Source organism: Desulforegula conservatrix Mb1Pa, from assembly GCF_000426225.1.
Taxonomy (GTDB): Bacteria; Desulfobacterota; Desulfobacteria; order Desulfobacterales; family Desulforegulaceae; genus Desulforegula; species Desulforegula conservatrix.
On sequence record NZ_AUEY01000001.1, the window covers coordinates 77937 to 96944 of the forward strand.

Consider the following 19008-nt stretch of genomic DNA (forward strand, 5'->3'; position numbering starts at 1 on the left):
ACAATGTTGCAACTACAACACCTTCTGAAAACTGTTACTCCTTTAATTCATAGGTAACAGGAGTCGTATTCAGAATATTGTCACACATGGGACACCGGGAACTGATTTCCTGAAGAAATTTTTTCTTATCTTCGATTGACATGTCGGAATCAATCTTTGCAATGATCTTAAATCCTGTAAATCCGGCTCTTTTTTCCTGACTCATTCCCAGAGCCTTTTCAAAAGACAGTTCGCTTTCGACGACGGCCTCAATAGACCGCAGATTCATATTTCTCTGCATAGCAATTAAGCGCCCAGTTGAAACGAAACAACTCCCCAGAGCAAATGCCAAAGTTTCAGGCGGAGTTGGAGCAGTATTGCCCCCTCCGAATTCCTTAGGCTGATCGATATGAATGACGTGATCACGGACTTTGCCCTCAACTATCCGGTTTTTCACTTCTTTTACCTCTACTTTGACTTTGTATATCGTATCGGTCTTTTTGCCATCGTTCTCTTTATCTGTCTCGCCAAAGGCTGAACTGATTGTCAAAAAGAGACTCGCTGAGAGAATGACAGTTAAAAGGCCTGCATGTTTCATCTTCATAATTTTCACCAATTCTCCCTTTTCTTAAGCACAAACGATTCATTCATCAAAGGTTCCATGCTGCATAAATACTCACAGCTTGCTGTTATCATGGAGAACCTTTTTTAATTAAAAAGCATACAAACTTTTTTGGAAAAGCAAAAGGAATATTGATCTGGATCAGGCAGGACGCCCATGACAGACAAAAACTGAACTTATAAATTCCTATTCAGTTGCCAAGTCAAGCGGCCTTATGAAATTTTGAATCGCTCAAAGCGGTAAAAATTGGGATCATCTAAAGGTGATTAATCAAACAGCCCTATTGGCGCAATGGTTTTATTGCATTGATAATTGCAGATAACACATAATCATTAATATTGTTGCCTGGCGCCCATTCTCTAATAAATTTCCTGCTTTCATCCTTTGGAATAATTTTGATTTCTTTAAAACCTGAATTTTGAAGCATTTTTTTGATTTCAGGTATAGGGGAAGCGCCTGCAATGCAACCAGTATAAAGAGCAATATTATGTTTTGTAGTTTCAGGAAATTCGGCAATTGCAACAATATCAGAAATAGCGATTCGGCCACCCGGCTTAAGCACCCGAAAAGTTTCATTAAAGACTTCTTGCTTGTCAGGGGAAAGATTTATAACACAGTTCGAGATGACAACATCGACCGAGTTATTATCAACAGGTAATTTCTCGATTTCACCAAAACGGAAGTCAACGTTTCCAAAACCTCCTTTTAATGCGTTTGCCCTGGCTTTGGAAATCATTTCAGGAGTCATGTCAACGCCAATCACATGGCCATTTCTGCCGACTTTTTCTGCCGCAATAAAACAGTCAAAACCTGCTCCGCTCCCAAGATCAAGAACTGTTTCTCCTGCCGTTAAAGAAGCAAACGCATGAGGGTTTCCACACCCAAGACCGAGATTGGCACCTTCAGGAACAGACTTCATTTCAGCGTCCGAATACCCCATTCGCCCTGACATGTCAGGAGTTGGCGTTATGCAGCAGCCACCACCGCATCCACATCCTGACACAACTTCTCCATATTGATCTTTTACTGCTTGCCTGATTGCATCTCCATCCAGCCTGTCAACATTTTTTCTATCCATTAGTTCTGGCCTTTGACCCATTCAAATTTATTTTTAAAATACAGGGCCACGTTAACAAGCCCTATAAGAACAGGAACCTCTACAAGCGGCCCTATTACTGCTGCAAAAGCCTGTCCGGAGTTCACTCCGAAAACAGCCACGGCCACAGCTATTGCAAGCTCAAAATTATTGGATGCGGCGGTAAAGCTTAAGGTCGCAGCCTGGCCATAATTTGCCCCTACTTTTTTGGACATAAAGAATGAAATAAGAAACATGACCACAAAATAAATGCACAGAGGAATCGCGATTCTCACGACATCCAAGGGAAGCTGGACAATGTACTCACCTTTTAGTGAAAACATCACAAGAATCGTAAAAAGCAGGGCTATGAGGGTGACAGGGCTGATTTTGGGTATGAATCTATGCTCGTACCATTCCTTGCCTTTAAGCTTTATGCCGACAAATCTTGAAATTATGCCTGCGATAAATGGAATGCCAAGATAGATAAAAACGCTTTCAGCTATCTGTCCCATGGAAATATTCACAACAGCGCCGGAAAGCCCCATCAATTTCGGCAGAAAAGTAATAAAAAACCATGCGTACACAGAAAAAAACAGAACCTGAAAAATGGAATTGAATGCCACGAGTCCTGCGCAGTATTCGTTATCTCCGCCCGCAAGCTCGTTCCAGACAATGACCATGGCTATGCATCTTGCAAGACCTATGAGAATAAGTCCCACCATGTATTCATGATGTCCTGAAAGAAAAGCTATGGACAGAAGGAACATCAGCACAGGCCCTACTATCCAGTTCTGAACGAGGGAAAGGGCAAGAACCCTGAAATTCCTGAAAACGCTTCCAAGTTCTTCATATTTTACCTTGGCAAGGGGCGGATACATCATAAGAATCAGGCCAATAGCAATTGGGATATTGGTTGTCCCTGCCTGGAAGAAATTTATGAAGTTCTTTACATTAGGGTAAACCCATCCGCCAAGAACTCCTGCAAGCATGGCGAGAAAGATCCAGAGAGTTAGATAGCGGTCAAGGAAAGATAATTTTTTTATAATAGTCGTTTCCATACAGCCTCCATAAGGCCACCTCTAAAAATTGCCTTTTCGCGCGTTAGCTGCGTCAGCGTCGTACTCGAAGCCTCATTTATACCGCATAAACTCTGGTTCTCCGTGCGACACGTCCTTGCTACCACATCAAAAATTCTAATTTTTAGAGACACCCATAAATCTTAAAGATTTATCAGTACTTCAGGTAACGTTTCAACAAACGCCCTGATTTCATCCCTTACCCTTCTGTAGCAGTTCAGTTTTTCTTCTTCACCCTCAACTGCCTTTGCAAGCGCTGGAGGATCGTCAAAACCCACATGAACAACCTTTGCTTTTCCAGGAAAAAAAGGGCAGTTTTCATTTGCATGACCGCAGACTGTGACCACATAATCAAACTGAATATGAAGAAGGTCATTAACATTTTCTGACTTGTGGCCGGATATATCAACGCCAGCTTCTGCCATGACCTTAACTGCATTGGGATTAAGACCGTGGGTTTCTATTCCTGCTGAATAAGATTCGACAACATCACCTTTAAGATGCTTTGCCCATCCTTCTGCCATCTGGCTTCTGCAAGAATTTCCTGTACACAGAAAAAGGATTTTCTTTTTTTTATTGTCAGTCATTTATGAGCACCTTTATTTTTGGATATTTTATAATTTCGCTCACCAACTGGCGAACATCAGGAAGACATCATCTGCCCTTGGGATTTTTAATTGCACACGAACATCCGCCGGATTTCTTTTCCTCCATTATTCTTTCCAGAATAGAAGAACTTCCATTTTTCAAGACATCTTCAATAATATCCTGTCTGGAATAACCAAAACAGAAACAGATTTTTTCATTGCAGCTGTTGCTGTAATTTTCCACAAACCTAAAACCACTCCCATACTGAAACTTGAAAATACTGTTCCAGGATATAAAAAGCCCCTGCAAGAATAAAAACAGTACCTGTAATTCTCCTTGCCCAGATTTCAAAAACAGTCACTTTGTCAAAGGCATTTGCGACCTTGTTTGCGCCAAGGGCAACAAGAACGGCAAAACCTATTACAGGAAGACCAGTAGCGAGTCCATAAACAGCAGGAAGCATTACTCCTGACTGAAATTTAAGCGCCACAGGAATAAGGCTTCCAAAAAAAAGAGCAGCCGAAACAGGACAGAAGGACAGCGCAAAGATAATTCCAAGAACTATGGCCCCGGCCAGCCCCATCTTTTTAATTCTTTCCTGGAAACCGGCACTTATTCCACTCCCTGAAAAAAAACTGAATGATAGAGCTCCTGTCAGAACAAGCCCTGTTAAAATAAGAAGCGGCCCAAGAGCCTTGGGCATATAAGTCTGAAGGAAACTTGACACAGAAGGTGCTGAAAGCAAACTTGAGACAAGGGCTATTCCTATCAGAAGATAAGCAAAGGAACGACCGGCCGTGTATAGAACGCCTCCCATTAAAACCCTTGACGGACTTGCCACGTCCTTTCCGACATAAGAAATTGCCGCAATATTTGTCGCAAGCGGGCATGGGCTTATGGATGTGAGAATTCCAAGCCAGAATGCAGAACCAACGGCTATGGCAAATTCGTTCATCAGCTTTTTCCCTCAATCATTTTCTTTGTTTCATCCCTGACATATTCGATGAATTTATCGTGGTCACGCACAAGATTCCAGATCATATCCAGATTTTTCCATTTTACCTCTTTGCCATTAACTGTCTTAGAAAGAACAAGAGCCTTGCTGACAAGTGCGTAATCCCTGATATAATGACTGTTGCCATCTTGATCGACATTCAGGGGAATGAATTCCAGGGAGCCTTTTTTAATTTCTTCAGCAAATCCCTGATTGACAGCTTCTCCAGAGTATTCCTCAAGCTTCATGCAAGTTGGACAACGAACATTACCGTGAAAATAATATGCGATTACTTTAGCGCCTTCCTGTTTCTGTTGGACTTCGGATGAAGTGGCTTTTGCATCTTTGGGAGCTTCTGATTTTAAAACTGCGATCGTTTTTTTATCCTCTGCAGTCGCTTTCCGGCTGTCAAAAGCCATGAAGCCGCCAAAAGCGACCAAAGCAATTAGGCCTAAAACCATCAATGATTTTATCTTTTTCACTAATATACTCCTTTTGAAATCAGCTTTGCTCCTGCTTCTGCAATTTTTGCCACAGCATCTTCTGTCACAGGAGATTCTCCTTTCTGAAAACCAAGATCAGAAACAAGCAGGTGTTCGAAGTTTTTAAATCCGGCTTCTTCAAGGCTTTTACTGGCGCAGTTCAAGGCGCAACCGTCTATGGCAAGTATTGCTGCGGCAGCCTCGGTGTTTTTCATTATTCCGGAAATCCTTGCGCCAATTCCTGCAAGGCAGAACATCTTGCCGTTCCCATCCCTTGTCATCTTTCTTGCTGCCTGATCAGAAAGTGCGCCGACATCTGCCGCGCCCGAACAGGCAAAAATCAATTTTGGAGCTGTTGAACATTCGCATGCTTTAGATTCGCCCATATTTACCCCCGCCTTAAATACCTGAAATTATTTTCTTAATTTCTTCAACCGTCGGAACCTTGCCAACAATCTTTACTGAACCGTCTATGGCAAGAGCGGGAGTGGTCATGACACCCATCTTCATGATGTCCCTTATGTCAGTAAGCTTCTCGATTTCATAATCAGCGCCGAGCTGCTTTGCCGCTTCTTCAGCCTGTTTTGCCAGGGTGGAACATTTGGGGCATCCTGTTCCTAAAATCTGAATTTTCATGATTTGTTTCTCCTTTTGTATGTCCATGAAAGGTCGCTTTGTGAAAGCTCGCAAAAAACCTGTAAATTTTGATCCTTAAAAAATCATATTAAAAAGGTATCCGACAAAAAGAATCCCTGTTCCAACAATACCGATGAAAGTAGCAATCAACCTCATTTTAAGAACCTTTCTGAGAATAACGGTTTCAGGAAGGGAAAGCCCTATCACCGCCATCATGAAAGCGAGGGCAGTGCCGAGTGCAGCTCCTTTGCCCACAAGCGCCTGAACAATCGGAATCATGCCTGCAGCATTGGAATACATAGGGATACCTATTATTACAGCCAGAGGCACAGACCACCATGTGCCCTTTCCCATTATTGAAGCCATGAAATCCTGGGGAACATAACCATGTATTCCGGCTCCTACAGCTATGCCGGCAACAACGTAAGGCCAGACTTTAGCCACAATTTCACGAACAGCATCGATTCCGTAACGAATACGCTCTTCAAACGATATTCTCATATCTCCTGAATCAACCGCATTTGCTCCAGTTTCATAGACCCATTCTTCAACATATTTTTCCATTTTCAGCTTACCGATAACCCATCCAGAAAACATGGCGATAAAAAGACCGGTACCCATATAAATCAAAGCGGCCTTCCACCCGAAAAGGCCAAAAAGAAGAACAAGCGCAACCTCATTAACCATCGGAGCCGAGATAAGAAATGAAAAAGTAACTCCAAGCGGAACCCCGGCAGTCACAAATCCTATGAACAATGGAACCGCAGAGCATGAACAGAAAGGGGTCACAATGCCAAGAAGCGCAGCAAGAACATTGCCTAAAGACTCCCGCTTTCCGGCAAGAAATTTTCTGGTCCGTTCTGGAGTAAAAAAAGATCTTATTATGCCAACCCCAAAAACCACTATCACCAGAAGCATCAAAACCTTGGGAGTATCATAAACAAAAAAATTCAATGCGCTTCCGAGATGAGATTCAGGAGGAAGGCCTATCAATTTATAGGTAAACCAGTCTGCAAAAGGTTTCAGAAAAACGTATAGAGACAGCCAAGCAAGAATAAATAAAAAAAGCCTTAAAAAAATTATCCATAAGTTTTTTTTAAAACCCGCTTCAGAAACAGCTTCATTCTGATCTGTTGAAGCCGGAGTCCCAATAATTTGGTTGGACATTTTGCCCCCCACTCAATGGCTATTTGCCAAAAAAGCCAAATAAAAAAGTTTTTAAAAAATCACGCGATCATCTTCATGCGACAATCAGCCTCTGATTTTATTACCGCCTCTATGCAGCCCATGAAATTAAGAACGCATGGAACCTTCAAACGATAGTAAACCTGCTGCCCCCGCTTTTCATCAACAACAATTCCAACCTGCTTCAAAATGGAAAGATGCTTTGAAATGGTTGAAAAATCATGCCCCACAAGATCGACAAACTCGCAAACGCATTTTTCCCCATGGGCAAGTTCTTCAATGATAAAAAGCCTTGTGGGATGGCCCATTGCTTTAAGTATTTTTGCTTTTGCTTCTATCAGTTCAGAATTTTTTACAGCCATTTATTTCTCCATGTATTTATTTGGTAGTTTAGCCAAATAACCATACAAATGTCAAGAATGTTTTTAAATACAAATACTCCGATTGTCGCAGAATCAGCTTTTCTTCTTCAAGGCCCTGATAATCAATAATAACCCGGCAAGCGCAAAAGGAATACTCAGCCACTGCCCAACACTTATAGCAAAACCGGATTCATAGTCTGCCTGTTCAGTTTTTAAAAACTCCAGCGCAAAGCGTGCGGAAAAGACCAGAGCAAGAAAAAGACCGGACAAAAATCCTCTGCGTTCCGAGTATTTCTTAATCCTGTAAAAGAAGAACAGTATCCAGAAAACAGCCATATAAGCCAAAGCCTCATAAATCTGAACAGGATGCCTTGGCACCATGTCCACTCTTTCGAAAATGACCGCCCACCAGCCTTTAGTCTGAGTTCCAAGTATTTCTGAATTAAAAAAATTCCCTACGCGGATATACGAACCGCCAAGTGCCGTTGGGATGACCACTCGATCAAGAATCCACAGCAAATCCGGCATTCCGGGTTTCCTTGAATATAAAAACAGGGCCAGAATTATCCCGATCGCGCCTCCGTGGCTCGCAAGCCCACCTTCCCAGATCTTCAAAATATCGAGAGGATTATGGAGATAATACAAAGGCTCATAAAAGATACAGTGCCCAAGCCTTGCGCCTATTACTGTTCCTGCAAGCATATATGTAAAAAGTGATTCAAGCTCCTCAGCAGATCGTCCTTCTTGCCTGTAAATCCATTGCATAATCCAGAAGCCTGCAATAAAAGAGGTCGCAAAAAAAAGCCCGTACCATCTGAATGCAAGCGGGCCTATTCTCAAAATTTCAGGGTCAATATTCCAGATCATAAAAGCAGCCTATATTTTTTGTTAATAAATATTTGATGGACTCGCAAAAAGTCGAAAAATGGCTTTAGCGTCATGCCGGGCTTGACCCGGTATCCAGTATTTTCAGCTACTTCTGGATTCCGGCCTGCGCCGGAATGACGAAAATCGTACTTTTTGCGACTTTGTCATATTTAACAAGCAACCAAAGCCCCTCCGGGAGGCAGAGACACGTTAGTATATAATCACAACCAGCACAACTTTAACAGATTGCATCCTTGTTCATGATTTTTTAATTCCCGAGCAACTTGACTTTGATCAATCTGATAAGATATATACGCAAGGTTTTACTTGAAAAAATGAATTCAGCCTGTAATAAATCCGGATAATTATGAAGTTTTCCAATAAAAACAAACAAAAATCGAACTCTTGGGATGACGACCATTACACCCTTCTTGCCAGAAAGGAAAATTATCCGGCACGTTCGGTTTATAAGCTCAAAGAAATCCAGCAGAAAGTAAACCTCATAAAAAAAGGCCACAAAGTCCTTGATCTTGGGTGCGCTCCTGGCTCCTGGCTTATGTACGCAGCTGAACAGGTTGGCAATGCAGGCAGAGTAGCGGGAATTGATCTCAAACCAGTCGAGATACCATTACCATCCAATGCAACAGCACTTGTGGGAGATGTTTTTGAATTTGATTTCGGTCCATTCAATCCTCCGTTCGACCTTGTAACCAGCGACATGGCTCCGGCAACAACAGGGCGCAAGGATGTGGACGCTGCAAGATCATATGACCTGAGCCTTGCAGCGCTTGATGTAGCCTTAAAGCTTCTGAAGCCAGGAGGTTCTTTTGTATGCAAGATTTTCCAGGGCAGCGGATTTGATTCATTTGTGGCAACTGTAAAAACGAAATTCAAAACACAGAAAATATTCAAACCCCAGAGTTGCAGAAAAGAAAGCAAAGAAATTTATATCATCGGAATCGGAAAGAACGAGGAGGAATAAAAATATGGCAGGTCATAGTAAATGGGCCAATATCCGTCACAAAAAAGGCAAGGAAGACGCCAAGAGGGGCAAGGTTTTTACAAAACTGATCAAGGAAATTACTGTTGCGGCACGTACTGGCGGAGGTGATCCTTCTGCCAATCCACGCCTCAGAACAGCCATTGATGAAGCCAAAGCCAACAACATGCCCAAGGACAACTGGGAAAGGGCCATCAAAAAAGGGACGGGAGAACTTGAAGGTGTAAACTACGAAGAAAACACCTATGAAGGCTATGGCCCAGGAGGAGCTGCAATCATTGTTGAATCAATGACAGACAACAAAAACAGGGCAATAGCGGAAATCCGCCACATTTTCAATAAGTATGACGGCAACATCGGTGCAACGGGCTGCGTTGGCTGGATGTTCGACCGAAAGGGCCTGATTGTAATCAACAAAGAAGGCATTGATGAAGAAAAGGTCATGGAAACAGCCATAGAAGCAGGCGCCGAAGATGTGCGCGAGGAAGATGGCACTTTTGAAGTGATAACTGCTCCTGAAGATTTCGAAGCTGTCAGAGATGCTCTTGCAAATGAGAAGTTTCAGTTCGAAATGTCTGAAATAACCATGATTCCCCAGAATATGGCTCCGCTTGAGGGCAAGGATGCTGAAAAGATGGTCAAGATGATGGATGCCTTTGATGACTGCGACGATGTCCAGAAGGTTTACACAAACGCTGACATCCCTGATGATATAGCTAACGCAATGTAGCGCCACGCAATTCATTGCATTTAAAAGGGGAGCCTGCCTCCCCTTTTTATAATATAGATACTATTGTTTGTCAGCTGCGGCTTTCTTTATCTCTTCCATTTTTACAGAAATTTTGCCGGCCTCCTCATTCCTACCGGTCTTAGCTAATACTTCAGACAGATTTTGAAGAGTTGCCAGATATCTTGAGACAGGAGGGGCCGCCGCTCTTTCAAATATTGTTATTGACTTTTTGTAGCATTCTTCCGCTGCTGCGTATTTTTCCTGTTTTTTATACAGAGTTCCAAGATTATTATATGAAGAAGCAAGGTCAGGATGCATAGTTCCAAAGGCTTTTTCCCTTACCGCAATGGATTTTTTGTAATATTCTTCAGAGAGTGCGTAATCACCTTTTTCAGAATAAAGGGACGCAAGATTATTGTAAGAAGAGGCAATGTCAGGGCTGTTGGGACCAGAATTCTTTTCATCTATGGCAATCGCCCTTTTGTAAAGAGCCTCGGCTGCAGGGTATTTTTTCCATGACTGATAAAGAAGGGCAAGGCTGTTTATATCATTAGCAACAATGGGATGATCCGGGCCGTTTACCTTTTCATTTATTTCCAGGGCTCTTTTGAAAAGAGGCTCTGCCTCGGCATATTTTTTCTGCTCAAAATAAAGAAGGGCAAGATTGTTCAGGGAAGTTGCAATATCAGGATGACCGGGCGTCAGTGTTTTTTCACTGACTTCAAGAGCTTTCCTGAAAAGAGGCTCTGCCTCGGCATATTTCCCTTGAATTCTATATACTTCCCCAAGATTATTGGCTGAAACCGCGACTTTCTGACTATCCTTTCCATATTTTGCCTCAGCAATATCTATGGCTTTTTTCCCTGAAACAGCAGCCTGATCATACTGCCCCTGACCATACATATTCATTGTTTGCTGGCTATATTTAAGCCATTCATCTTCTTCTGCAAAAAGAGATGAGAATGAAAGAATGGTTAAACACAAAGAAAAAAATACGGTCTTTTGCCATGACATAATGCTCTCCCTGATTGCGATGTACTATTGTAAATTTATGGAGTTGAAACATGAGTCCAATAACAGGATATAAAATTAGACAACAATTTAATGTAAAAAGCTCAAATCCCCGTACCAGTTTCCTGATCACGGCATTCTTCATAAATGCTTTTTTTAAAAGGCGGCGTGCAGACCGCAAAGAATATCAAATCTTCAGGCCCGATGTTTGAAATTCTTTGTCTGCACATTGCAGGAATAAGTACGACATCTCCGGCCGAGACCATAACCGGCCTCTGATCGCCAATTTCCACAAACCCGGATCCTGACATGATCAAATATCTTTCTGAAGTTTCTCTAAGCCTATGCCATTTTGTGGTCACACCCGGTTCAACCCTTGCCCTGGCGATCGAGACATCAGGATCATCCCCTGAATTTGATATTTCAATTATGTGACAGCCCTCATCAAAAAAATATTCTGAGCAGATGTCTGATTTTTTTACGCATACATTCATATGTATTATTCAAGAATTATGAAAGAGGAAGTTTTAAAGAGGATATTGACTATTAGAAAAAATGCCCGGAGAAAACAGTCATTCCCCAGGCTCAAATATATTATTTTGAAAGATCGACCATGGCCTGGACAGACCTTAAAGCCGGTATTCTTATTTCTTCAGGTACCTTGACCTCTCCGCTCATATTCTCAAGACTCACTAAAATATCTTCAATTTTTATTTTTTTCATCTCAGGACACTCCATCCTCAGAGACGCGGGATAAAAAATCTTATCTGGGCATGTTTTTTTTAGGGGATAGAGAAGCCCGACTTCAGTTCCGATTATAAACTCCCTGTTCTTGGAACTGGCCGCATACCTGAGCATGCCTGAAGTACTTAAAACAGCATCGGCCATGGCAACTATTTCAGGAGGACACTCAGGGTGAGCTATGAACTCTGCCTCTGGATAAGCCTTTTTTACGTTTTCCACTTCCTGAACAGTCAGGGCGTTATGAAAAGGGCAATAGCCTTCCCATAAATGGATCTTCTTATTGGTCTTTGAAGCTGCATACATGGCGAGATTTCTGTCCGGAGTCATGAGTATCTCAGGGGCAGATATGCTGTTCACAACACTCAGCACATTTGCGGAGGTACAGCATATCGTTGAAATAGCCTTAACAGCTGCCGAAGAATTGACATAGGTCACGACTGGCAGATCGCCAAGTTCTGCGAGCCTGGTTTTAAGCTTTTCCGGCGTAATCATGTCTGCCATAGGACATCCTGCGTCCTTAACCGGAAGAAGCACCTTCTTGTCAGGAGATAATATTGACGCAGTTTCAGCCATGAAATGCACTCCGCAAAAAACTATCACATCGGCATCAGTATCTGCTGCCTTTATGCTGAGTTCAAGGGAGTCGCCGCAAAGATCCGCAATATCCTGGATTTCAGGCGGCTCGTAATTATGGGCCAGAATTATTGCGTTTCTTTCTTTTTTAAGTACTTTAATACGATCTTTCATTTTGCATCTCATCAAAAATCTTTTGCCGGCAACAGGTAAAAAATCAATCCTTTTCCTGACTGCCTAACTTAAGTTTGTGTACGCCTTCAGGTATTTTAAAATCAAATTCAGCATCGGACGGATTCAGTCCGAATTTGAGATCCTTGAAATTAAGTTCTGTTTTATCCTGATACTCATTTTCATATACGATCTTAAGGATATCGAATGACTGGGCAGAAATAACAAGGCCTGCTTTTGTAAGCGCTCCGGTCAGCTCCTTTGGCATCAGCTTGAGTTCATGATCGCCATTGGCGTTCTTTCCGGTATAGGTTACATCGAATTTTTTTCTTATCATCTTAACATCTGAGAGAAGACTTCCACCCTTACCATCTGCGAGGTAGCTTTCTGGCTTTCCAGTCATGACCTGGCTGTCTTCTGGCCTGTAAATCCATAAAGTAACTCCATCCGTTACAATGAGCTGCTTTTCAGGAGTTTCATATGTCCACTTCATTTTCCCGGGCTTTTTAAAAATAGCGCTTCCGGTCGCTTCTTCGGTCATCTGCATTGCTGCGAGATATGATTTCTGGGTAAAAACAGCGGAAAAACCGGGGCCGCCATATCGCGCCTCTATCTTCGACAGGATATCATCCACCTGGGACTTTGCCTTTTCAGCAACTTTTTCCGCAGCTGGTACAGAAACAGCTGAAAAAAGAATAAAGCAGGAAAGAAACATGATCATTGAAGCAGCAATATATTTTTTCATAATTTTAACAGATATTTATTTTAAATGTTTATGGTTAAAAGAAAACTTACTATCGCAATAAGTATTTTTTGTAAATACTAATAATCATGCGGCATAAGATCTCATTTTCAAGGTCATGATTAAAGCAAGCACGAGCATTTTATAAATTCTTGAAACAGACCAAGGCACAATAAAATCAAAGAAACTGCCTCATCAGTTTTCTGAGATCGCCCTTTGAAACAGCACCGACAAGACGCCCATCGGATGCACCTGAATCGAATGCCAAAAAAGTTGGAATGCTTGATATCTTGAATCTGGAAGATGTCATTTTGTTGTCATCAACATTAAGCTTGGCAACCCTGACTTTCCCTTTCCATTCTTCGGCAAGCTCCTCCATTACAGGCCCCATCATCTTGCAGGGCCCGCACCATGATGCCCAGCAATCAAGAAGAACAGGAAGAGGAGATAAAAGAACTTTGTCCTCAAAAGTCGCATCCGTAACTTTAACTACTTTACCGTCGAATATATTTTCCGTCTTGATTGGGGTCTTGCATTTTCCGCATTTTGGATTGTCTGAAACGCGTGCCTTGGGAATTTTATTGCGAGCCTTGCATTTCTGACATCTCAGAATAAGTTCGTCCATATCTTTCCCCTTTTTTAGTCAGCTATGCCATATTCTCTGAGTTTTTTATGAAGAGTCTTCCTTGTAATGCCCAACCTGCGAGAAGCTTCACTCTTGTTGCCGCCTGTCCTTTCAAGCATGCTTGCGATGGCCCTTTTTTCCATTTCGTCAAGGGGCTCGTCAGGACATTCGATTTCGGTGGGTATCCTGTATTGCTGCTGCTCAGTCGTGAGCCTGATGGAAAAATCATGTTCATCCAGCCATTCTGTCCTTGAAAGAACAACGGCTCTCTCAATCATATTCATAAGCTCTCTTACATTTCCTGGCCAATCGTACCTGACAAGTGTGTCCATAGCCCTCGGAGTAAAACCTTTTATATTTTTTTTGTTTTTCTCGGCAAAAGAAGCCATAAATCTTGACGCAAGAAGAGAAATGTCATCTCTTCTGTCCCTTAGAGGCGGAAGATTAAGGTCGACAACATTAAGACGATAATAGAGATCTTCCCTGAATTCACCATTTTTTACAGATGTGGCAAGATCCCGATTTGTAGCGGCCACCATCCTTACATCCACAGGAATCACCGAATCTCCGCCAACCCTTGTTATTTCTCTTTCCTGAAGAACCCTTAAAAGCTTTGCCTGCATTGGAAGCGGCATTTCTCCTATCTCGTCAAGAAAAAGGGTCCCACCGTTTGCCTGGACAAATTTACCTTCCTTTCTTTTATCAGCGCCCGTAAAAGCGCCCTTTTCATGGCCGAACAGCTCTGACTCAAGGAGGGTATCAGTAATGGCTGCGCAATTGATTTTAATAAGCGGCCCTTCTTTTCTGGGGCTGTTGAAATGAATGGCTGAAGCTACAAGCTCCTTTCCAGTTCCTGATTCGCCGGAAATAAGAACGGTGGCCTCTGATGGAGCCACCTGGGCGATTACTTCTGTAAGCCTGACAATGGCAGGACTCTGGCCTATTATGCGCCCCCGGTCAAACTGATCCATTAGACTGGCCCTAAGTCTTTTATTTTCCTCAATCAGACCGGAATGCTCAAGCGCCCTCTTCAAAGTCAACTTGAGCTTTTCAAAATCCAGGGGTTTTATCAGGTAATCCCAGGCTCCGCTTTTCAAAGCCTCAACAGCGGTCTCCACAGAAGAATATGCCGTCATGATTATTACCGGAATTACAGGATTAAAGGCCTTTATATAAGGAAGAGCTTCGAGGCCTGACATTCTGACCATTTTTATATCCATCAGAATAATGTCAAAAGCTTCATCTTTTACGGCTTTTATGGCTGTTTCGCCATCATCAGCCTCCCTGATATCATATCCCCATTCACGAATAAGGGTTTTAAGCATTGTTCTGTGTGCAGTATCATCGTCAACAATAAGAATAGTACGTGGTTTCTGTATCATAATAAATTCCAGCGAAACCGGCTAAAAACTTAAAACAAATACCGGATTCATTCTACCCTGCTCCTCTAAATTTTTAATTAATATCATATCAGCAAGATGGCTGAGGCAAGATAATAGAGACCTCTGTTCCGTATCCCGGAGAACTTGAAATCTTGATCTCTCCGCCGTGGGATTCCACAATGCTGTTGGTTATCGCAAGACCAAGACCCGTGCCCGTGGATTTTGTGGTGAAATAAGGGTCAAAAATCTGTCCGAGATCTTCGTCCTTGATGCCGCAGCCATTGTCTGTAATTGTTATTACAAGCCTTGATTCATCCCTCGAGGCCTTAATGGACAAAACGCCACTCTCGCCCATGGCTTCCACACTGTTAAGATAAAGATTAAGAAGCACCTGGCGCATCATATCTGAATCAAGGCAGGCTGTTTCAGGAAAAGATTCATGATCAACGACAATTTCGATTGATTTTGCCTTTGGCTGCCCCTCAAGTATGAAAATAGTTTCTGAGATAAAATTCTTCAGATCTGTCTCCCTTGGGGCGGGCTTTGCAGGCCTGGCAAATTCAAGGAGCTGGCTAACAACCCTGTTAAGTCTGTCTGTTTCCTGAATCATAATGGAAGCGATTTCCTGATCTTCAGGTCTTTCCTTGTATCTTTCCTTGAAATAGGTTGCAAAGCCCTTGATTGAACTAAGCGGATTTCTAATTTCATGGGCAACTCCGGCTGCCAGCTTGCCTACGGTAGCAAGTTTTTGTGAACGCACAACCTCATTCTGGAGATGCCGTAGTTCTGTCATGTCCTTGATAAGGATTATATGACCTGATATTTCACCTGAGTTATTGTACAAAGGAGCCGCGCTCACATCCAGAAACATTGAAACGCCGCCGACTTTGCATTCAAGAAGAGTAGCAGGATGAACCTTTTCATTGTTTTCTATATTATCTATAAAAGCAGAAATTTCTTCGGGCAACAGGGCAGACCGATGCTCCGGAAGAAGAGAATTTTCAATGTTAAGGATTGATCCCGCAGATGGGTTCATTGCTGTCACCATGCCTGAAACATCTATAGTAAGAAGACCTACAGGCATATTTTCTACAAGATTTTCCGAAAAAGCCTTTATTTTTGTAAGCGAGGCTTTTGTCTGACGATTGTTGTAAATCATGAACATAAGAAGAACGCCGGAAATGCCTATCAACAGAAGAACCCCGCCTGTAAAAAGCAGTTGGCGTTCATCTGACAAACGCGCAGTTTCGACATCTGTCATATCAAGTCCGACAAAAATATTAAGTTCAGGAGGAGTTATTTTTGCCTTTATTGTCTGGCCTGTGCCAAACAGAGAATTAATTATGATCTGCTGATTACCTTCCTGACCTCCGGGGAGGAATTTTTTATAAACCGTGAATATTTTTTTGCCTTCCGGGGTTTGATTAATCTGCCATTTAGCATCAAGTGACTTTTCCCAGGGAGGAAATCCTTCCCCAAGCTTTTTGCCGACATAGGCAGGATTATTATGCGCAACTATCGTGCTGCTCTCGTCTGCAACCAGGATATAAAGAATATCCCTTTGCTTGGCAGTTTCAGTAATGAGATTCTGGAGATGGGTTTTCCCCCACTGTCTCAAAATCATTCCGGTTTTTGTACCGGCCTCAAAAGACCTGATCAGTGCGGTCCCCTTTTCAAAAAGAAGTCTTCCCGTGCTTGAAGTCTGAATTTTGATATGCTGGTAGGTAAGGCCGGCAAAAAGAGGAAAAAGAAGAATTATTACGCTTGGTATTGCCCAGGGTGGAACAGGCAAAGTTCTGGCTTTTTTTTTTCTAATATTCATATTTTTTGACTTGCAAATTTAATGCCCTGCAAATTTAATATCCAAAGACAGTTCTATCTGTTCAGGATCGGATTGAACAGCACGGACAAATAAGAAACAAGGCAAAGAGCTCAAATAGAAGTTTAGTAAAACTGATACTTCAATGTTCGAAATATAATTTTTTCTATCATCTAAATCTAATCATATCCTGAACTTGCTCATACGTATTTGTTAGTCATTATCACAACTATTTCATTGTGCATACTTTTTCCACACTACAAGCACCATACAAGTGCAAATGTATATTTTTTATACACCACACACCTGCAAATCCTGCATTCATAAATGCATATTAAAAACAAAACACCCTAAATACAGTATATTACAAACCAAGCTTTAATACAAATCACATACGGCATATAGTTTGCATTAATAGTATATCAGAAATGATCTCCTTCATTTTCTCCTCTTCCTTTTTTGTGGCGGGGGGCACGGGCTCCCCGCATTGTTTTAATTAGGCTTTAACCGAAAAGGTTTTGCATATATAGGTGTCATCCCCTCTCTTCCTTGTTTTGCGGGCAGAAAAATTCTGCCCGCATTTTTTTTGCTCTGACTGATTTATTCTCGGTTTTAAGGATAGCTGAAGCAGCTTCCTAAATCAGGCGTGCAGATAGATCAGGGCTTACAATATACTTTTGATCGGCATGGTAGCTCAACAACCATAATCAGTTTTAATAGCTCTACAGATACTGGGTATTTTTTATACGCCATTCAAAACGAATCAAACTGGTGCATCCTTCCGAACAAATAAATATTTCTGATTGCAAAAACACCCAATTGCCGCATATATCAAGGCCATCGTTTTAAAACGTTTCAGAATAGTTTATATTGTGCTATCGATAAAGAATCTAACAAGACTAATAAATACCATGAATTCTTCATTAATACTTCAACTTCTTCAAAAGCATGATTTTTTTCAAGATTTCATCGATGAACTGCCAATTGGCATAGCCATCATTGATATTAATCTTCGCGTAATAACACTCAACAGGGCAATGACAGCGCTGACAGGCTATTCAGAGTCTATGGCTAAAAATGTTCTGTGCCGAGATATCGTAAGAGCAAGGGCATGCATTGAAAAATGTCCGGCAGCCAATCAGCTTATCAACCCTGGATCAATTTCCTGTGAAACAGATATAATAAATACTGAAAGACAAAAAATACCAATTAGGCTGACTACGGCTTCAATAAGAGGGGAAACAGGAGAAATTGTCGGGTTCATTGAAGCCGCTGAAGACCTCAGACAAATAAAGAATCTTGAGGTATCGAAGCACTCTGCTTATAATTTTTCCATGATTATAGGCAAAAGCAAGGAAATGGAAAAAATTTTCAACACACTCCCTGTTCTCGCCCTGAGCGACACATCAATTCTTATCACCGGTGAGACAGGAACCGGCAAGGATTTAATCGCAGAGGCCGTTCACATCGCTTCGCCCAGATCCAACGGGCCTTTTATAAAAATAAGCTGTGGCGCCCTTCCTGAATCGATTCTTGAATCTGAGCTGTTTGGTCACCAACGAGGCGCCTTTCCTGGTGCAATAGATAACAAGCCTGGGAAATTCAGACTGGCTCACAATGGCACTCTTTTTCTCACCGAAATTGGAGACCTGCCCGTCAATCAACAGGCCAAGCTGCTTGCTTTTCTCGATGGAAACCTGATTTATCCATTGGGCAGCCTAAACGCTTTTACAGCAAATGTTAGGATTATTGCTGCGACCAACAGGAATCTTGAAGAAATGGCAAGACAGGGGCTTTTCAGAAAGGACCTTTTGTACAGACTTAATGTAGCAAGGCTCGATCTCCCATCACTTAAAGACAGGATGGGTGATATCAGAATACTCCTGGAACATTTCAGACAGAACTTCAATGCAGAGGCAAAAAAAAGTATCAGGGCATTTTCAAAATCTGCATTGAATTTTCTATTGTCCCATTCATACCCCGGCAATATTCGCGAGCTTAGAAACATCACTGAATATGCAGTCAATATATGCCAAGGATCAGAAATTGAAATTGACCATCTGCCTACCTACCTTACTGAACACAAGGATTCTTTTTGCGGAACCGGGGATAATACTGATTCCCCCCCCCTTTCTATCGAAAGCACAGTAACTCTCATCGATCAAAATGCAAGCTCCCTCGATTCATGGAAAATTACAGAAAAAAGAATGATCCTTGATACCCTTGTAAAGACAGGTGGCAGAAAATCAAAGGCGGCTGACATTTTAGGGTGGTCTAGATCAACTCTCTGGAGAAAAATGCGAGAGCACAATATTGAGGACTAATAACGAGAAATCCATCAT

Annotated in this window: 22 protein-coding genes; 3 read left to right on the top strand and 19 right to left on the bottom strand. The window is 42.1% G+C overall.

Features of this window, described 5'->3' with window-relative positions; all coding sequences use genetic code 11:
- Positions 1–34: 34 nt before the first annotated feature.
- The 12 genes from K245_RS22400 to lgt all read right to left on the bottom strand — a co-directional run bounded on the left by K245_RS22400 (position 35) and on the right by lgt (position 7869).
- Positions 35–583 (bottom strand): OsmC family protein, encoded by a 549-nt coding sequence (locus tag K245_RS22400; RefSeq protein WP_156906659.1) that lies wholly within the window; start codon positions 581–583, stop codon positions 35–37.
- A gap of 298 nt (positions 584–881) precedes the next feature.
- The gene (locus K245_RS0100350) at positions 882–1679 is read right to left on the bottom strand and encodes an arsenite methyltransferase (RefSeq protein ID WP_027357709.1); all 798 of its coding nucleotides are present in this window, start codon (positions 1677–1679) and stop codon (positions 882–884) included.
- Positions 1679–2737: an ACR3 family arsenite efflux transporter gene (gene arsB, locus K245_RS0100355; RefSeq protein ID WP_027357710.1), complete on the bottom strand. Its 1059-nt coding sequence runs from the start codon at positions 2735–2737 to the stop codon at positions 1679–1681. The genes K245_RS0100350 and arsB overlap by 1 nt, the downstream gene beginning before the upstream one ends.
- 161 nt (positions 2738–2898) lie before the next feature.
- Complete coding sequence (locus K245_RS0100360) at positions 2899–3342, bottom strand: arsenate reductase ArsC (RefSeq protein WP_027357711.1); 444 nt, start codon at positions 3340–3342, stop codon at positions 2899–2901.
- 67 nt (positions 3343–3409) lie between these two features.
- Entirely contained in the window at positions 3410–3586 is a 177-nt protein-coding gene (locus K245_RS22405; RefSeq protein ID WP_035276250.1) for a bacterioferritin-associated ferredoxin, read from the bottom strand.
- A gap of 4 nt (positions 3587–3590) precedes the next feature.
- Positions 3591–4298 (bottom strand): aromatic aminobenezylarsenical efflux permease ArsG family transporter, encoded by a 708-nt coding sequence (locus K245_RS0100370; RefSeq protein ID WP_027357712.1) that lies wholly within the window; start codon positions 4296–4298, stop codon positions 3591–3593.
- A complete protein-coding gene (locus K245_RS0100375) occupies positions 4298–4819 on the bottom strand; it encodes a nitrophenyl compound nitroreductase subunit ArsF family protein (protein ID WP_027357713.1) in 522 nt (173 codons plus the stop codon). Before K245_RS0100375 ends, K245_RS0100370 begins: the two co-directional genes overlap by 1 nt.
- Positions 4819–5205 carry a putative zinc-binding protein gene (locus tag K245_RS0100380; RefSeq protein ID WP_027357714.1) on the bottom strand — a complete coding sequence of 129 codons (387 nt, stop codon included), beginning with the start codon at positions 5203–5205 and terminating at the stop codon, positions 4819–4821. The genes K245_RS0100375 and K245_RS0100380 overlap by 1 nt, the downstream gene beginning before the upstream one ends.
- Before the next feature lie 13 nt (positions 5206–5218).
- Positions 5219–5455 (bottom strand): thioredoxin family protein, encoded by a 237-nt coding sequence (locus K245_RS0100385; RefSeq protein WP_035276251.1) that lies wholly within the window; start codon positions 5453–5455, stop codon positions 5219–5221.
- Positions 5456–5530: 75 nt separating this feature from the next.
- Entirely contained in the window at positions 5531–6622 is a 1092-nt protein-coding gene (locus tag K245_RS0100390; RefSeq protein WP_084156070.1) for a permease, read from the bottom strand.
- 59 nt (positions 6623–6681) lie between these two features.
- Entirely contained in the window at positions 6682–7002 is a 321-nt protein-coding gene (locus K245_RS0100395) for an ArsR/SmtB family transcription factor (protein ID WP_027357717.1), read from the bottom strand.
- Positions 7003–7095: 93 nt separating this feature from the next.
- Positions 7096–7869: a prolipoprotein diacylglyceryl transferase gene (gene lgt / locus K245_RS0100400; protein ID WP_027357718.1), complete on the bottom strand. Its 774-nt coding sequence runs from the start codon at positions 7867–7869 to the stop codon at positions 7096–7098.
- 367 nt (positions 7870–8236) lie between these two features.
- Here lgt and K245_RS0100405 point away from each other — a divergent pair, with 367 nt between their 5' ends.
- Positions 8237–8851 carry an RlmE family RNA methyltransferase gene (locus K245_RS0100405; protein WP_027357719.1) on the top strand — a complete coding sequence of 205 codons (615 nt, stop codon included), beginning with the start codon at positions 8237–8239 and terminating at the stop codon, positions 8849–8851.
- A 4-nt stretch (positions 8852–8855) separates the two neighbouring features.
- Entirely contained in the window at positions 8856–9599 is a 744-nt protein-coding gene (locus tag K245_RS0100410) for a YebC/PmpR family DNA-binding transcriptional regulator (RefSeq protein WP_027357720.1), read from the top strand.
- A gap of 60 nt (positions 9600–9659) precedes the next feature.
- Here the strand turns inward: K245_RS0100410 and K245_RS22410 are convergent, their stop codons facing one another.
- The 7 genes from K245_RS22410 to K245_RS0100445 all read right to left on the bottom strand — a co-directional run bounded on the left by K245_RS22410 (position 9660) and on the right by K245_RS0100445 (position 16669).
- Entirely contained in the window at positions 9660–10613 is a 954-nt protein-coding gene (locus K245_RS22410) for a tetratricopeptide repeat protein (protein WP_051283720.1), read from the bottom strand.
- Positions 10614–10714: 101 nt separating this feature from the next.
- A complete protein-coding gene (locus K245_RS0100420) occupies positions 10715–11104 on the bottom strand; it encodes a cupin domain-containing protein (protein ID WP_027357721.1) in 390 nt (129 codons plus the stop codon).
- A 100-nt stretch (positions 11105–11204) separates the two neighbouring features.
- The gene (nadA, locus tag K245_RS0100425) at positions 11205–12101 is read right to left on the bottom strand and encodes a quinolinate synthase NadA (RefSeq protein WP_084156080.1); all 897 of its coding nucleotides are present in this window, start codon (positions 12099–12101) and stop codon (positions 11205–11207) included.
- 43 nt (positions 12102–12144) lie between these two features.
- Positions 12145–12843 (bottom strand): LolA family protein, encoded by a 699-nt coding sequence (locus tag K245_RS0100430; protein ID WP_027357723.1) that lies wholly within the window; start codon positions 12841–12843, stop codon positions 12145–12147.
- A gap of 175 nt (positions 12844–13018) precedes the next feature.
- Entirely contained in the window at positions 13019–13465 is a 447-nt protein-coding gene (trxC, locus tag K245_RS0100435) for a thioredoxin TrxC (RefSeq protein WP_027357724.1), read from the bottom strand.
- Between the two features lie 14 nt (positions 13466–13479).
- The gene (locus K245_RS0100440) at positions 13480–14847 is read right to left on the bottom strand and encodes a sigma-54-dependent transcriptional regulator (RefSeq protein WP_027357725.1); all 1368 of its coding nucleotides are present in this window, start codon (positions 14845–14847) and stop codon (positions 13480–13482) included.
- Positions 14848–14935: 88 nt separating this feature from the next.
- Positions 14936–16669, bottom strand: a complete 1734-nt coding sequence (locus tag K245_RS0100445; protein WP_051283721.1) for an ATP-binding protein — start codon at positions 16667–16669, stop codon at positions 14936–14938.
- A 908-nt stretch (positions 16670–17577) separates the two neighbouring features.
- Here K245_RS0100445 and K245_RS0100450 point away from each other — a divergent pair.
- Positions 17578–18990, top strand: coding sequence for a sigma-54 interaction domain-containing protein (locus tag K245_RS0100450; protein WP_027357727.1), 1413 nt, complete (start codon positions 17578–17580; stop codon positions 18988–18990).
- Positions 18991–19008: the final 18 nt, after the last annotated feature.

Bases quoted from the DNA above. Each gene is read 5' to 3' on its own strand.
- K245_RS0100370 (WP_027357712.1), bottom strand. From the start codon at position 4,298: ATGAACGAATTTGCCATAGCCGTTGGTTCTGCATTCTGGCTTGGAATT.
- K245_RS0100410 (WP_027357720.1), top strand. From the start codon at position 8,856: ATGGCAGGTCATAGTAAATGGGCCAATATCCGTCACAAAAAAGGCAAG.
- K245_RS0100395 (WP_027357717.1), bottom strand. From the start codon at position 7,002: ATGGCTGTAAAAAATTCTGAACTGATAGAAGCAAAAGCAAAAATACTT.
- K245_RS0100445 (WP_051283721.1), bottom strand. From the start codon at position 16,669: ATGAATATTAGAAAAAAAAAAGCCAGAACTTTGCCTGTTCCACCCTGG.
- lgt (WP_027357718.1), bottom strand. From the start codon at position 7,869: ATGATCTGGAATATTGACCCTGAAATTTTGAGAATAGGCCCGCTTGCA.
- arsB (WP_027357710.1), bottom strand. From the start codon at position 2,737: ATGGAAACGACTATTATAAAAAAATTATCTTTCCTTGACCGCTATCTA.
- trxC (WP_027357724.1), bottom strand. From the start codon at position 13,465: ATGGACGAACTTATTCTGAGATGTCAGAAATGCAAGGCTCGCAATAAA.
- K245_RS0100360 (WP_027357711.1), bottom strand. From the start codon at position 3,342: ATGACTGACAATAAAAAAAAGAAAATCCTTTTTCTGTGTACAGGAAAT.
- K245_RS0100430 (WP_027357723.1), bottom strand. From the start codon at position 12,843: ATGAAAAAATATATTGCTGCTTCAATGATCATGTTTCTTTCCTGCTTT.
- nadA (WP_084156080.1), bottom strand. From the start codon at position 12,101: ATGAAAGATCGTATTAAAGTACTTAAAAAAGAAAGAAACGCAATAATT.
- K245_RS0100385 (WP_035276251.1), bottom strand. From the start codon at position 5,455: ATGAAAATTCAGATTTTAGGAACAGGATGCCCCAAATGTTCCACCCTG.
- K245_RS22400 (WP_156906659.1), bottom strand. From the start codon at position 583: ATGAAGATGAAACATGCAGGCCTTTTAACTGTCATTCTCTCAGCGAGT.
- K245_RS22410 (WP_051283720.1), bottom strand. From the start codon at position 10,613: ATGTCATGGCAAAAGACCGTATTTTTTTCTTTGTGTTTAACCATTCTT.
- K245_RS0100380 (WP_027357714.1), bottom strand. From the start codon at position 5,205: ATGGGCGAATCTAAAGCATGCGAATGTTCAACAGCTCCAAAATTGATT.
- K245_RS0100390 (WP_084156070.1), bottom strand. From the start codon at position 6,622: ATGTCCAACCAAATTATTGGGACTCCGGCTTCAACAGATCAGAATGAA.
- K245_RS0100450 (WP_027357727.1), top strand. From the start codon at position 17,578: ATGAATTCTTCATTAATACTTCAACTTCTTCAAAAGCATGATTTTTTT.
- K245_RS0100420 (WP_027357721.1), bottom strand. From the start codon at position 11,104: ATGAATGTATGCGTAAAAAAATCAGACATCTGCTCAGAATATTTTTTT.
- K245_RS0100350 (WP_027357709.1), bottom strand. From the start codon at position 1,679: ATGGATAGAAAAAATGTTGACAGGCTGGATGGAGATGCAATCAGGCAA.
- K245_RS0100405 (WP_027357719.1), top strand. From the start codon at position 8,237: ATGAAGTTTTCCAATAAAAACAAACAAAAATCGAACTCTTGGGATGAC.
- K245_RS0100440 (WP_027357725.1), bottom strand. From the start codon at position 14,847: ATGATACAGAAACCACGTACTATTCTTATTGTTGACGATGATACTGCA.